The organism is Psychroserpens damuponensis (assembly GCF_000826655.1).
Taxonomy (GTDB): domain Bacteria; phylum Bacteroidota; class Bacteroidia; order Flavobacteriales; family Flavobacteriaceae; genus Psychroserpens; species Psychroserpens damuponensis.
Map to the genome: position 1 here is coordinate 103,737 of NZ_JXJO01000003.1, position 12,149 is coordinate 115,885.

Sequence of the window (12,149 nt, forward strand, 5' to 3'; positions counted from 1 at the left end):
GAGCCCTTTTTTTTCATAAACAAACGTTAAAAAGCAGCTTATAATTGTCAATTATGCAATTGGAGCCTGTGTTTTGTGTGATTTTTTTTACTTATTTTTATTAAAAATTAATAGACCCATACCATGCCTTATAAAAATTTTGAAGAATATAACATGCAAGTTACAGATGACGTCAAGCAACGTTATAAGCAAATAATTGAAGAGTTAGGAGAAGATACTCAACGAGAAGGCTTGTTAAAAACACCTGAACGTGCCTCAAAAGCTATGCAGTTTTTAACGCAAGGCTACCACCAAAATGCTGCTGAGATACTTAAAGGAGCCATGTTTAAAGAATCATATAATGATATGGTTATAGTAAAAGATATTGAACTGTATTCACTTTGTGAGCATCATATTCTTCCTTTCTTCGGAAAAGCGCACATTGCATATATACCTAATGGACATATAGTTGGTTTAAGTAAATTACCACGAATCGTAGATGTTTTTGCTCGAAGACTTCAAGTACAAGAACGCTTAACACATCAAATTTTAGATTGTATAAATGATACACTAAAACCTGCAGGAGTGGCAGTCGTGATAGAAGCTTCTCACATGTGTATGATGATGCGAGGTGTACAAAAGCAGAACTCGGTAACTACAACCTCAGGATTTAGAGGTGCTTTTGAAAACATAGAAACTAGAACCGAATTTCTAAACCTTATTAACGCAAAGTTGTCTTAATTTTATTTTTTGGAATACTATTTGCTTTACTATAAGTAAATTACAATTCATTTTATGACATTAGAAAACACATCCAAAACAAAAAAACTAGCTTTAAGTATATTATTTGATGCTTTAGGTTATGTTTCATTTATTTTTCCACCATTTGATTTTGTTTGGGCACCAGCATCGGCTTGGTTAATGACCAAGCTCTATAAAGGGAAAAAGGGGAAAATAGCTGCAGCAATTTCGTTTGTAGAAGAAGCCTTACCATTTTTAGATATTGTACCTACATTTACGCTCATGTGGTTATACACGTTTGTTTTTTCTTCGGAAAAAGGAAAAGGCGAGACCGTTATCGATCTTAATTAAAAATTAATATTAAATAATAAAAAACGCTCAACTTTTTAAAGTTGAGCGTTTTAATTTAATAGAGTAACCTATGTTTTATTGCACAGTTATTGGGAATGTTACAGAAATATCTGTTTCTCCACCAGCATTTGTGATGTCACCATTACTTACACCTTCAGCCGATTTTGCAGGCTCATGACGTAAAGTAATCGTTAAATTACCTGTTCCTGCATCTGTTGTTGTTACAGTAAATAATAATCCAACTGGGTTACCATCTTCATCCATATCTGCATAGGTTGTGCTCACTAAACCACTAGAAAAGAAAAACTGGTGTTCATCATCTTCTTCTTCAATTTCTTCTGTAATAGACTCTGCAGGATTTTCAGTTTCGTTTAAAAGATCTAAGCTACCAGTATACGTCGTGTTTGATACTAAAGGCGATGATACATTTATAACTGGTGCATCAGGTCCATCACCATCTAAATCTTGAGAGGTTAATGTAATTGTACTTCCTGCTGTAGTTAGAGTAGCGGTTAATGTTGTGATTATTTCTTCTTCATTAACAGGAGCAGGAGCATCATCATCACTTGAACATGATACAAAAGCTATTGATATTAAAGCTATGGCGAATATTGATTTTAAATTTTTCATTATTTATAATTTTAATGTTATTTGTTTGTTTAATAATTTAATTTTAATTGAAGCATTATGTTTCGTCCAAGATCATCGGCAAAATATCTTAATCGATTTAAATAATTTCTATAAGAGGTGTTTAATACGTTTTGTACACTTAGACCAACATTTAAATTTGTTTTGTGATTTAAAGCAAATGTGATATCACTATTAAAATGTAATAAGTGATATGTTGGAGGAGGTGTACTAATATCTACTAAAACAGTTTCATTTGTAGTTGGTATAAACGCTTCAAAATTGTTATTAGGAAAGTCATTTTGACGTAATACTAATTCACTTTCTATAGACGCGTTAAAATTGAGCCACTTTTTATTTGAATACTGAAAGCTATTTACTGTTTTGTTAGAAGGCATATCTATTAATGGCCTATTTAATTCTAAGTTTCGTCCTCTTAAAACCGAAGACCTATTTTTAAATGACCAATCTTTTGAAATGTTATAATCAAGAGAAAAGTCTAAACCAATTAACGATGCATTTGTTTGTTTATAGCTCCATACAGGAAAGGCGCCTCTTAAGGTTTGCTCTGTACCAGTTGGTTCTATATAAATAAAATCTGTTATATGGTTGTAGAACGTTTCTATGTTAACTATCAACTTTTCCGAAGAAAAAAGATAAGAAAGCGCAAAACGATTTGAGGTTTCTTGATCAATCCTTAAATCTCCCAATTCAATTCTTGCAGCAGAGTGATGTAAACCGTCGCTAAATAACTCTGACGGATTTGGCGCGCGATTAGATAAACTATAATTAAACAAAATACTATGTTCATCATTTATCTTATACGTTGTACCTGCAGATGCAGATATATTATGATACTTAAATTTTGGATTGACTAGTAGTTGTGTGCCTAAATCGTCTATAACTAAATCTGCAAAATCTACGTCATAACCTCGTTCTTCCCATCGTGATGTTAGGTAAAATTTTTGAGCATCATAATAATTAAAATCATAACGTACTCCAAAATCTAATCGTAAATTATCATTGATTGTAATATCTGTGATGGCATAAATACCAAAATCATATTTATCATAATCTGGGATAAGTCGACGAACACCAGTATTAGGATTAGCAAAATTATTTTGATAATTGGCACTTAATCCAATTTCATAAGTGTTACCGTGATTGCTATCTAATTTTAAGGCTGTTTTTATACTATGTGTTTTTAATTTTAGATCTATGGCAGCTTTATCTCTGTCATCACCAACACGAATGTCATACTCAAATCGTTGATTATTTTGAAAATCATACTGAATTTCTAATCGTCCAAATTTTTTGAAACGTTTGTAAAATTCTGCTTTAAAAATTTGATGAGTTACATCTTGTCTTGGCGCATTGATATCATAACTAAAATCTTCGACTATTGATGGTTGTTGACTATTAATTGCATTTACCAAATCTTCAATATTACCAATATGTGATGATCTTAAAATGGCAATTTCATTATTTAGATAACTATAAAAGACATTAAATCCTTGCTCAAATGTTTTAAATCCAGCATGTATTGAAAAGCCATTTGAATTTAAACCAGTATTAGTAAGGCTGTAATTTGGAGCTTTAAAATCTCCATATTTTTTTAAAGTTCCTTGCCCTGAAACATACCATCCTTCAGTATACGTTTTAGTGAGCTTGCTAGATAAACTAAATCCTCTTCCATTATTTTGAGTTGTTGCAATGGTTTTTCCAAATAGTGAGTCTTTTAAAAATACACGTTGCGGACTCATTACGACTACTCCTCCTAGTGCATCACCTCCAAAAGCTAGAGCGCCAGAGCCTTTAATAACAGAGATCGTTTCTGCAGAATTGATATCAATATTTGGTGCATGTTCAATTCCCCATTCTTGATCTTGAAGTCTTACACCATTAGTCATCACAATAATTCTACTACTATGTAAACCATTAATAACTGGTTTTACTATTGTATTACCAGTATTTAACGAGTTAACACCACTTATTTGCTTTAAAGCATCGCCTAAACTACCAGAGCTGTAAGTTTCTAAATCTTTAGATTTAAGCACAGTTTCTTGGCTAGAATGCGTTTGTGTTTTTATAGCAGAACCCTTTACATTAACTAGTTCTAGTTCTTCAACATGATGCTCTAAAGTAATATTATATACTGTATTACCTTTAACTTCTATGTTTAAGATTTTAGTTTCACAAGCAATGTGAGAGACTTTTATGTTATAATTTCCGTCGCAGAGTTTTGAGAATTTAAAATCTCCATTTAAATCTGTAACAGCATAAACATCTAGTGATTCAATATACAAGGACGCTCCAATAATTTTGCTACCGTCATGAAAATCATCTATTGTACCACTGAGTTTAGAATTGCAATTTTGAGCCATTACTACAGCAGAAAAGCATATAGCGCATAGCGTTACAAAAAACTTCATTTAGTTAATTTGTTTAATTAAATATCTTTGATGCGAGTATTTAAATTAAACGTGGTGGTCCTCTAAGAGAAAAAGATAAAGACCGATGATTATTTAAGAAATAATAATTTGAATTGATACTTTGTTGAGTAAACTCCTGTATAAGAAGTTCATTATAATTTTGAAACGTTACAAAGTTGTTATAAGCTGTAAATTTATAAAGTTCACAGTGTAAATCTTTGGTGTGGAAATGAGAATCTGTAAGATCATCAATACAAATATCATGATGATGCTCTTCAAAAATAAAAGTAGATTTTACAACAATTGGCATCAATAAAGCCACTATCACAAATGCTGTGAATAGCCTTAACATAGGATGTAAGTTGTTGTTTTGCATTACTCTATAAATCTACCGAGACCAAATCGTCGTAACATTTTCTTTTCAAATTCCCAGAAAAATTTAAACTGGCCAAATAACCATCCAAAAGTTACTAAGAGAATTTGGTAAAAAATAAGGCCAATGATAATGAATAAAACCCAATAAAGTATAGGGTTTAAGTTTTCTTTAGTAATTCCTATAGCTCTAATAATTGGTTTGCCAACAAAAAGAGAAGATGATCCAGTAACAGCAAAAACGATAAAAATTCTAATCATTTCCCAACGTTGCTCTACAATCCATTTTTTTTCTAGTTTTTTAAATAGAAATAAAGAGACTTTTAATAGTATGAAGCATACAATAAGGGTTAAGCTAATTTTGAGAACTATAGGGAGGTTTTTGGCAAAGTTAAATGCAAGTTTATAGCTGCTATAAGCTAGACCTAAAACACCAAGAATAGGAAATAGTAATTGCCAATTGTGTTGTATCTCCCAATTTTGTTTAAACGTTTTTAACATAGATTACAAGAGTCTAACTGCAAAAGTAATTTAAATTCTAGGAACAAAAGACGATAATCGTTGCTTATAAGTGATTTGAAAGTAAGTAAAATAGTTAAATAGTTTATAATTAACATCGTAACCATAATCTATACTAGGATTGTAATCTATGCGCAATTCATAAAGGTTTGAATCGTATTGATGTGGTTGTAACACTCTATTGTTCCATTCTTTTACATTTACATTGTTTCTAGCTTCCATATAAGATTGTGAGTAGTAACCTTCTGGTCTTGCCATTGAGGCTAACCAAGTATTAAAACCAGGTTCTATGATGATAATTTCATATTCTATATCGTCATTCGCAATTCTAACAATATCTTCTTCAGGGACATTTGTTAAATTGGTTTCTGGAGTTGTTTGATAAGATCCACAACTTACTAAAAGTAGTGTTATGATAAAAAGTTGAGTAATACGTGTCATGATGCTATATATGTTTTAAAGTTACAAAAATCATTCTGAAGCAAATAGCCACAAAAATCATTTTTTTGTTATAATAAGCCAAAAATATAATGTAAATCTAACTTGATAAAACTGTAATGAGTGAACCGCACTTATGAATGAGTTATGTGGTTTTTTTAATGTGTAAACAATATAACAACAGGTTTGTTAACCATCATGTCGTCTGTTTTTTAAATGTAAGAATAAATGTTGAGCCTTCACCCAAAGCGCTTTCTACCTTTATTGTGCCGCCTATGGTCTCCATTTGAGTTTTAGTAATATACAATCCTACACCACGAGAATCGTCTCTACTAGTACCATGAAAGGTTTGATAAATTTCAAAAAGTTGATTTTTATATTTATTGGTATCAATCCCTATACCATTATCTGAAATTAATATTTTAAGTTCGTCTTTAGTATGTAAAGATTGTAACATAATTTTAGAATTACGATCATCTGCTCTGTACTTGATGCCATTTGAAATCAAATTGTAAAGTATACTTTCTAAATAAGAACTATTTACGTTTATAATATCATTTTTTCTAATTGAATTGTAAATGGCAATATTATTATGCGCAATATCCATTTTTAAACTATGAATAACTTTTTCTGCACAATTGTATATACTTACACGCTCATTGAGTTCTTTAGCATTTGATTTAGACTTAATACTAATGATATCATCTAAGTCTACAATTGTTGTTGAGAGTGCTCCGGAAATCGTCTTGAGATGATCAATAAGTTCATGTTTTTCTTCTTCGGAAACTGCTTCGTCATAAAATTCTAGAATATTTTTAAAATTTCCAATATGTGTTTTTAAATTATGAGATACAATATGGGTGAAATTATGTAAGCGTTCATTTTGACTTGTGATTAGCTGAAGATAACGTTCAGACTGTACTTCTTTTTTCTTTCTGTAAGTGATATCGGTATGTGTACCAATAATACGTGTTGGTTTGCCTTGAGCATTTTTTTCAATAATTTTACCTTTATCTAAAATCCATTTGTATTGGCCATCACGACAAAGGATGCGATGTTCGTTTCTATAGGTATCTAACGATCCATTTACATGTGCATTAAAATCATTGAAATAGGTTTCAGAATCTTCAGGATGTACTCTACGATCCCATTCTGTTACAGAGTTGGATAGCTCGTGTTCTTCAAAACCAAGAAGCATTTTAGACTCTTTAGAATAATACACTTCATTTTTAATGATGTCATAATCCCATAGACCAACATTAGTGTTTTCTAATGCTATTTGCCATCTCTTATCATTAATAGAATCTTGATTCTCAATTTTAGGTTGAGGATTTGGTTCTTTTTTTTTCCAAAACATGCTGAGGCTTTTTTTTTATTTGGACACTTTTTTTTTAAAAACGTCACTCAAAAATATATCATTTTTTGTTTATACAATACGATATCATTGATTATGAGATTGTTGTTTTTTAAAGGTAATCCATGCTATATTTAAAACTGTTTTGTTAATGTATTTGTATCGAGATAGTTGGCGTGTTTTGTGATAGGTGTTTTTAGTTTTATTTAGGATGCGATTGAGGTGTAGTTTTAACATTTCCGAAGAAAAAAAACTTAGAAATTATTTAATTTTCTCTCAAATTAGGTGCTATAATTTTAAAGGTAGTCCCTTTACCTAACGTACTCTCAACTTTAATTTGACCATTAAAACTTTCTATTTGATTTTTAATGAGGTACAAGCCAACACCTTCAGAGTCTTTATTGGGATGAAACGTTTTATAGAGGCCAAAAATGTCTTTTCCAAATTTTTCTAGATCTATACCTGTACCATTGTCTGCCACGCTTAACTCAATGGTTTTATGATTAAATGTACTGTCTATATGTATCACAGGATCTCTATCTGGATGTTTGTATTTTAATGCATTGGTAAGCAGGTTTTGAACGATACTTTCAAAATAAGATTTGTTGTAAAGTATGTACAGTTTTTTATTGATATTATTATGGATTATAGCATTAGATTCTTTAATTACATAGTCTAATGTATTGAGAATGCGGTCTACTTCATTTGAGATATATATTTTTTCTACACGTTTATTTTTATTGGTTTGTACAGAGACTATATTGTTTAAATCTTTTATGGTTTTACTTAATGAACTAGAGAGTGTTAACAGGTGATTAAAAATGTTTGCTTTTTCATTATCGTTGGTTTCTTCTTGGTAAAAGTCTAGTAGGCTTTCTAGGTTACCTGTGTGCTGTTTGAGATTATGTGTTACTATGTGAGCAAAATTTTTAAGTCGATTATTTTGTTCTGAGGCTATAGTGAGTGCGTTGTTAATTTTCTTCTCATTGTTTTTAAGTATGGTAATATCGGTATGTGTGCCAATAGCTCTTTTGCACTTGCCATTTGGCAACCACTCGATAACTTTCCCTCGATCTCTAATCCATTTATATTTACCGTTTTCACATCTTACTCTATGCACATTGTCGTACATCGCTTTTTTTCCATTTAAATGGTCTTGAAAATCTTGAAAATATTTTGTTTGATCGTCTGGATGAACACGATTATTCCAGTCTTGAGGGTTTTTGCCAAAATCTGGATCATTAATTCCAATTATTTGTATGGAGCCTTCTGAGAAATATACGCGGTTTTCTTGAGCGTTATATTCCCAAACGCCTATGCTAGAGTATTCTAATGCAAGTTTAGATTTTAAATCTTCTTTGTAGTCAAGATTTTTAAAACCATTGTGAAGTTCCAAATTAAAAAAAGTCATAACAGTGTATTATAAGAATAGCGTTAGGGACTTTAATTCTTTATTTATTAATTAATTTAGTTATGGGATTAAAAATAGTTAATTAACTGTAAAGCAGCAAGATAAATTAAGTTTTTCTATCGTCTAGGGTGAAATTGCATGAGTGCATCTTTAAGATGCGATCTATCAACATGCATATAAATCTCAGTTGTGGTAATGCTTTCATGGCCAAGCATAAGTTGAATGGCTCTTAAATCGGCACCATTTTCTAAAAGATGCGTCGCAAATGAATGTCTAAAGGTATGAGGAGAAATTATTTTATTTAAATTAATTGCTTTTGCAAGATCCTTTATAATTGTAAAAATCATTGCTCTTGTTAACTGTTTGCCTCTGTTGTTTAAAAAGAGTGTATCTGTATAATCAGGATGTACAGTAATGTGAGTTCTCATATCTCTCCAAATATTAATATATTTTTGGGTATTAAGTCCAATTGGGACAAAGCGCTGTTTGTCACCTTTACCTGTTACTTTAATAAAACCTTCATCAAAAAATAAATCTGAAATCTTCAAATTTGTGAGTTCGCTTACTCTTAGTCCGCAACTATATAACGTTTCTAAAATGGCTCTATTACGTTCTCCAATATGAACACCATTATAGGTTTTAGTAAGGTCAATAGCATTAATAAGATTGTCAATATCGTCTATAGATAAGGTGTCTGGTAATTTTCTACCTATTTTAGGAGATTCAATTTGATCTAAAGGGTTTGTTTCACGGTAATCTTCAAAAACTAAGTAATTAAAAAAGCTTCGTAAACCCGAAATGACTCGAGATTGTGATCTCGAATTTAATTGCTTTGAAACATCGTATATAAACGCTTGTACTTGATCGTGATCAATTTTAACAGGAGAAACAATGATATCATTTGTTTCAAGATAACTCATAAGCTTCTCTACATCTAATGCATAGTTTACGATAGAGTTATTTGATAAACCTCGCTCAATTTTAAGATAGTATTTGTAATCGTTAAGGGCATTTTGCCATTTCATATGATATAAAAATAAAAAACCATTCTATACAAGATAGAATGGTTTTAAGATTATTTTGAAAAAAGTTTTAGAAATTATCTGTAAGCATATTGATTAAATCAATAATTGCCCATACACCTAATCCTCCTAAAGTTACAATAAATAAAATATTCCAACCAACAGGTTTTTTATAATACCATCTATGTGCAGCAAATACACCTAAGAAAAACCATAAGGCAACTCCAACCCATTTATCCTTACCAGATTTTGCAGCTGGAGAGTATAAATCACTAGCTCCAGCATCATTTGATGTAGAGATGTTAGTTGTAGTTACGGTAGCAACAGTTCTTTTAACAGGAAATGAAGCATGAGACAAAGATATTGCCCCAAAAAAGAGTAAAAACGAAAGTAAAAATTTAAATTTCATATAATATTGGTTTAAGTTTGTCCAACAATAATATGAAAATATGGCAAATTATAGTGTAAGAATTCTCTTTATTTTATTATCAAGTTTACAACTCATTGGGCAAGAATCGAATGAATATATTGGAGCTATAAAATTAAATGATTCTGCAATCATTACCTATAAGGTTAAGTTTGATATTAATTATGATCAAGTTGAAGGATATTCTGTTACAGATTTTGGAGGAGATCATGAAACAAAGTCAAAAATAACGGGAACTTACAATTCTGCTACCAGAGAGTTGTCTTTTAATGAATATGATATTATATACACCAAATCTGATGTTATTCATGATGATTTTTGTTTCGTGCATTTTAAACCTACGTATTTCAAACCAGGTAAAACAAAATATTTTAAAGGTGATTTTAAAGGTGAGTTTTCAGACGGTGAAGAGTGTATAAGTGGCGAACTATTTCTTAATTCGGCAGAGAATGTTGAAAAACGCATGGAAAAAATGACTAAAAAAATCAATAGATCCAACCGTGTACCAGATAGTATAAAACAAAAAACAAATGAGTTAAAGATTTTGGAAAAACTCAATATGAATATTTTAAAGACCTCTCAAGTGACAAGTGTTTTTTCTAGCGATCAAAAGGTGTCTTTACATATATATGATGGCGGACAAGAAGATGGAGATATGATATCTATTAAAGTAAATGGCAACATCATACTTAGAAGACATACAATTTCTAAAGAGATCAAAGTATTAACAATACCACTTACTTCAAAAAAAACAGTTATCGAGATAATTGCAGATGGAGTGGGTAGCGTAACAACCAACACGGCTGTTTTAGAAATCCAGGATAGTAAAAATAAAATAAAAGCTATGACTAATCTTGAGAAAAATCAATCTACGTTAATCCATATACTAAAGAGACATTGAGATATTCAAATTGTTAATAACTATATTTTGTACATCCCTAAAAAATAGAGTGTTTGATAAAATATGTTTATAAAATTGTTAATAAGTTGTGGGGATTTGTTGATAGTCTGAAAAAAAAGCGTTTAGTTTGTACTAATCAATTTTAAAACTTTTTTTTATGAAAAAATTAATGTTATTAGCTGCAGTTGCAGTATTTGGATTATCGAGTGTAAATGCTCAGGAAGTGAAATTTGGAGCCAAAGCTGGTCTTAATATGTCTAATATCGGTGGAGATGCTGATGATTTAGATGGTCTTACATCTTTTCATTTAGGTGGTGTTGCAGAGATTGTGATTTCTGATAAATTTTCGGTACAACCAGAATTAGTATATTCTGCTCAAGGTGCTAAAAATGAAGAAACATTTGAAGGTATTACTTTTGAATCTAAATTAAAGCTTGACTATCTTAATATTCCAATTATGGCGAAATATTATGTAGCTGAAGGTTTTAGTGTAGAAGCAGGACCACAGATTGGTCTTTTATTATCTGCAAATGAAGAATTTGAAGGTGGTGGAGAGTCTGGTGAAGAAGATGTTAAAGACGGGTTTAAAGGAATAGACTTTGGATTTGGTATTGGAGCTGGATACAAAATGGATAGTGGATTAAATTTCTCTGCTAGATATGTATTAGGTTTATCTAATATTGCAGATGGAGAAGAGTCTGATGATTACAGTATTCAAAACAACGTTTTTCAAATATCAGTTGGGTATTTCTTCAACTAATAAGTAAAAATATTCATTAAAAAAAGGAAACTTAACGGTTTCCTTTTTTTTTTGCTAAAATCGATAAAAGGTGTTATTTTATCGTTAAAGCGCTTAAATTTATGTTATTTAACTTGTGTGTTATAAAAAATAGATATAAGTTTGCCGACCATTAAAAAAATCAAATCTCAAATTATTTAAACATTATTATTATGAAAAAATTATTACTTATGGCTGCAGTAGCAGTTTTCGGATTATCAAATGTAAACGCTCAAGATGAGCAACCAACTTTCAGCTTTTCTGAAGGAGATATCTTCATTGAAGGTAACGTAGGTTTTAACAGTACAAATGATAAAAATACTGAAGAAAAATTTAACAGTTTAACAATCGCTCCTAAAGTTGGTTTCTTTTTAAACGAAGATTTAGCTATTGGTGGTACAGTATTTTATAACTCAGCAAAAACTGAAGTTGCTGGAACTGATATTTCAGATATCTCTGGTTTTGGTGTTGGAGGTTTTGCTCGTTACTACTTTTTAGATTTAGGTGAGCGTTTCAAAACTTACGGTGAATTTGGTGTTGGGTACAGCTCAAACAAAAACAACATTGATGATTTTAAATTAAACACTATTAACGCTGGTTTAGACTTAGGGATCAACTATTTCGTAACAGAAAAAATCGCTTTATCTTTCGCATTAAGAAATGTATTAGGTTTCTCTTCAACTAAAGCAGATGTTGATGGAGCAGAAGCTGTTTCTGAGTTCAACTTAGGTTTTGGAGATGTTGCTAACCCATTTGGTGGAAACGCTGCATTTGGTATCTTATTTGTTTTATAAGAT

General features: G+C 30.7%; 14 protein-coding genes. 5 read left to right on the forward strand and 9 right to left on the reverse strand.

What is annotated here, in order from left to right:
* Window positions 1–123: 123 nt before the first annotated feature.
* Together folE and TD29_RS02090 are read left to right on the forward strand one after the other, a co-directional pair.
* Window positions 124–720: a GTP cyclohydrolase I FolE gene (gene folE, locus TD29_RS02085; protein WP_040278577.1), complete on the forward strand. Its 597-nt coding sequence runs from the start codon at window positions 124–126 to the stop codon at window positions 718–720.
* Between the two features lie 54 nt (window positions 721–774).
* Window positions 775–1,071, forward strand: a complete 297-nt coding sequence (locus TD29_RS02090) for a hypothetical protein (RefSeq protein WP_040278578.1) — start codon at window positions 775–777, stop codon at window positions 1,069–1,071.
* Window positions 1,072–1,146: 75 nt separating this feature from the next.
* Here TD29_RS02090 and TD29_RS02095 read toward each other — a convergent pair whose 3' ends face one another.
* The 9 genes from TD29_RS02095 to TD29_RS02135 all read right to left on the reverse strand — a co-directional run bounded on the left by TD29_RS02095 (window position 1,147) and on the right by TD29_RS02135 (window position 9,655).
* Window positions 1,147–1,701, reverse strand: a complete 555-nt coding sequence (locus tag TD29_RS02095) for a hypothetical protein (RefSeq protein WP_040278579.1) — start codon at window positions 1,699–1,701, stop codon at window positions 1,147–1,149.
* 29 nt (window positions 1,702–1,730) lie between these two features.
* Window positions 1,731–4,130, reverse strand: a complete 2,400-nt coding sequence (locus tag TD29_RS02100) for a TonB-dependent receptor (RefSeq protein ID WP_040278581.1) — start codon at window positions 4,128–4,130, stop codon at window positions 1,731–1,733.
* A gap of 40 nt (window positions 4,131–4,170) precedes the next feature.
* Window positions 4,171–4,506 carry a hypothetical protein gene (locus tag TD29_RS02105; RefSeq protein WP_052466944.1) on the reverse strand — a complete coding sequence of 112 codons (336 nt, stop codon included), beginning with the start codon at window positions 4,504–4,506 and terminating at the stop codon, window positions 4,171–4,173.
* Window positions 4,506–5,003, reverse strand: a complete 498-nt coding sequence (locus tag TD29_RS02110; RefSeq protein ID WP_040278582.1) for a DUF6787 family protein — start codon at window positions 5,001–5,003, stop codon at window positions 4,506–4,508. The genes TD29_RS02105 and TD29_RS02110 overlap by 1 nt, the downstream gene beginning before the upstream one ends.
* A gap of 30 nt (window positions 5,004–5,033) precedes the next feature.
* The gene (locus tag TD29_RS02115; protein ID WP_040278583.1) at window positions 5,034–5,462 is read right to left on the reverse strand and encodes a DUF6146 family protein; all 429 of its coding nucleotides are present in this window, start codon (window positions 5,460–5,462) and stop codon (window positions 5,034–5,036) included.
* A gap of 193 nt (window positions 5,463–5,655) precedes the next feature.
* On the reverse strand, window positions 5,656–6,816 hold the full coding sequence (locus TD29_RS02120) for a sensor histidine kinase (protein WP_084203370.1): 1,161 nt from the start codon (window positions 6,814–6,816) through the stop codon (window positions 5,656–5,658).
* Between the two features lie 262 nt (window positions 6,817–7,078).
* Entirely contained in the window at window positions 7,079–8,224 is a 1,146-nt protein-coding gene (locus TD29_RS02125) for a sensor histidine kinase (RefSeq protein ID WP_040278584.1), read from the reverse strand.
* A gap of 116 nt (window positions 8,225–8,340) precedes the next feature.
* Window positions 8,341–9,249 (reverse strand): site-specific tyrosine recombinase/integron integrase, encoded by a 909-nt coding sequence (gene xerA / locus TD29_RS02130; protein ID WP_040278585.1) that lies wholly within the window; start codon window positions 9,247–9,249, stop codon window positions 8,341–8,343.
* A 67-nt stretch (window positions 9,250–9,316) separates the two neighbouring features.
* Entirely contained in the window at window positions 9,317–9,655 is a 339-nt protein-coding gene (locus tag TD29_RS02135; RefSeq protein ID WP_040278586.1) for a TM2 domain-containing protein, read from the reverse strand.
* A 40-nt stretch (window positions 9,656–9,695) separates the two neighbouring features.
* Between TD29_RS02135 and TD29_RS02140 the strand changes: the two genes are divergently transcribed.
* The 3 genes from TD29_RS02140 to TD29_RS02150 all read left to right on the forward strand — a co-directional run bounded on the left by TD29_RS02140 (window position 9,696) and on the right by TD29_RS02150 (window position 12,146).
* Window positions 9,696–10,574, forward strand: coding sequence for a hypothetical protein (locus tag TD29_RS02140; RefSeq protein WP_052466945.1), 879 nt, complete (start codon window positions 9,696–9,698; stop codon window positions 10,572–10,574).
* Window positions 10,575–10,731: 157 nt separating this feature from the next.
* Complete coding sequence (locus TD29_RS02145; RefSeq protein ID WP_040278587.1) at window positions 10,732–11,334, forward strand: porin family protein; 603 nt, start codon at window positions 10,732–10,734, stop codon at window positions 11,332–11,334.
* A 191-nt stretch (window positions 11,335–11,525) separates the two neighbouring features.
* Window positions 11,526–12,146, forward strand: a complete 621-nt coding sequence (locus TD29_RS02150; protein WP_040278588.1) for an outer membrane beta-barrel protein — start codon at window positions 11,526–11,528, stop codon at window positions 12,144–12,146.
* The last annotated feature ends 3 nt before the right edge of the window (window positions 12,147–12,149 follow it).

What these genes read in the sequence shown, in the direction of transcription:
- folE (WP_040278577.1), top strand. Translation starts at nt 124, where the DNA reads ATGCCTTATAAAAATTTTGAAGAATATAACATGCAAGTTACAGATGAC.
- TD29_RS02090 (WP_040278578.1), top strand. Translation starts at nt 775, where the DNA reads ATGACATTAGAAAACACATCCAAAACAAAAAAACTAGCTTTAAGTATA.
- TD29_RS02095 (WP_040278579.1), bottom strand. Translation starts at nt 1,701, where the DNA reads ATGAAAAATTTAAAATCAATATTCGCCATAGCTTTAATATCAATAGCT.
- TD29_RS02100 (WP_040278581.1), bottom strand. Translation starts at nt 4,130, where the DNA reads ATGAAGTTTTTTGTAACGCTATGCGCTATATGCTTTTCTGCTGTAGTA.
- TD29_RS02105 (WP_052466944.1), bottom strand. Translation starts at nt 4,506, where the DNA reads ATGCAAAACAACAACTTACATCCTATGTTAAGGCTATTCACAGCATTT.
- TD29_RS02110 (WP_040278582.1), bottom strand. Translation starts at nt 5,003, where the DNA reads ATGTTAAAAACGTTTAAACAAAATTGGGAGATACAACACAATTGGCAA.
- TD29_RS02115 (WP_040278583.1), bottom strand. Translation starts at nt 5,462, where the DNA reads ATGACACGTATTACTCAACTTTTTATCATAACACTACTTTTAGTAAGT.
- TD29_RS02120 (WP_084203370.1), bottom strand. Translation starts at nt 6,816, where the DNA reads ATGTTTTGGAAAAAAAAAGAACCAAATCCTCAACCTAAAATTGAGAAT.
- TD29_RS02125 (WP_040278584.1), bottom strand. Translation starts at nt 8,224, where the DNA reads ATGACTTTTTTTAATTTGGAACTTCACAATGGTTTTAAAAATCTTGAC.
- xerA (WP_040278585.1), bottom strand. Translation starts at nt 9,249, where the DNA reads ATGAAATGGCAAAATGCCCTTAACGATTACAAATACTATCTTAAAATT.
- TD29_RS02135 (WP_040278586.1), bottom strand. Translation starts at nt 9,655, where the DNA reads ATGAAATTTAAATTTTTACTTTCGTTTTTACTCTTTTTTGGGGCAATA.
- TD29_RS02140 (WP_052466945.1), top strand. Translation starts at nt 9,696, where the DNA reads ATGGCAAATTATAGTGTAAGAATTCTCTTTATTTTATTATCAAGTTTA.
- TD29_RS02145 (WP_040278587.1), top strand. Translation starts at nt 10,732, where the DNA reads ATGAAAAAATTAATGTTATTAGCTGCAGTTGCAGTATTTGGATTATCG.
- TD29_RS02150 (WP_040278588.1), top strand. Translation starts at nt 11,526, where the DNA reads ATGAAAAAATTATTACTTATGGCTGCAGTAGCAGTTTTCGGATTATCA.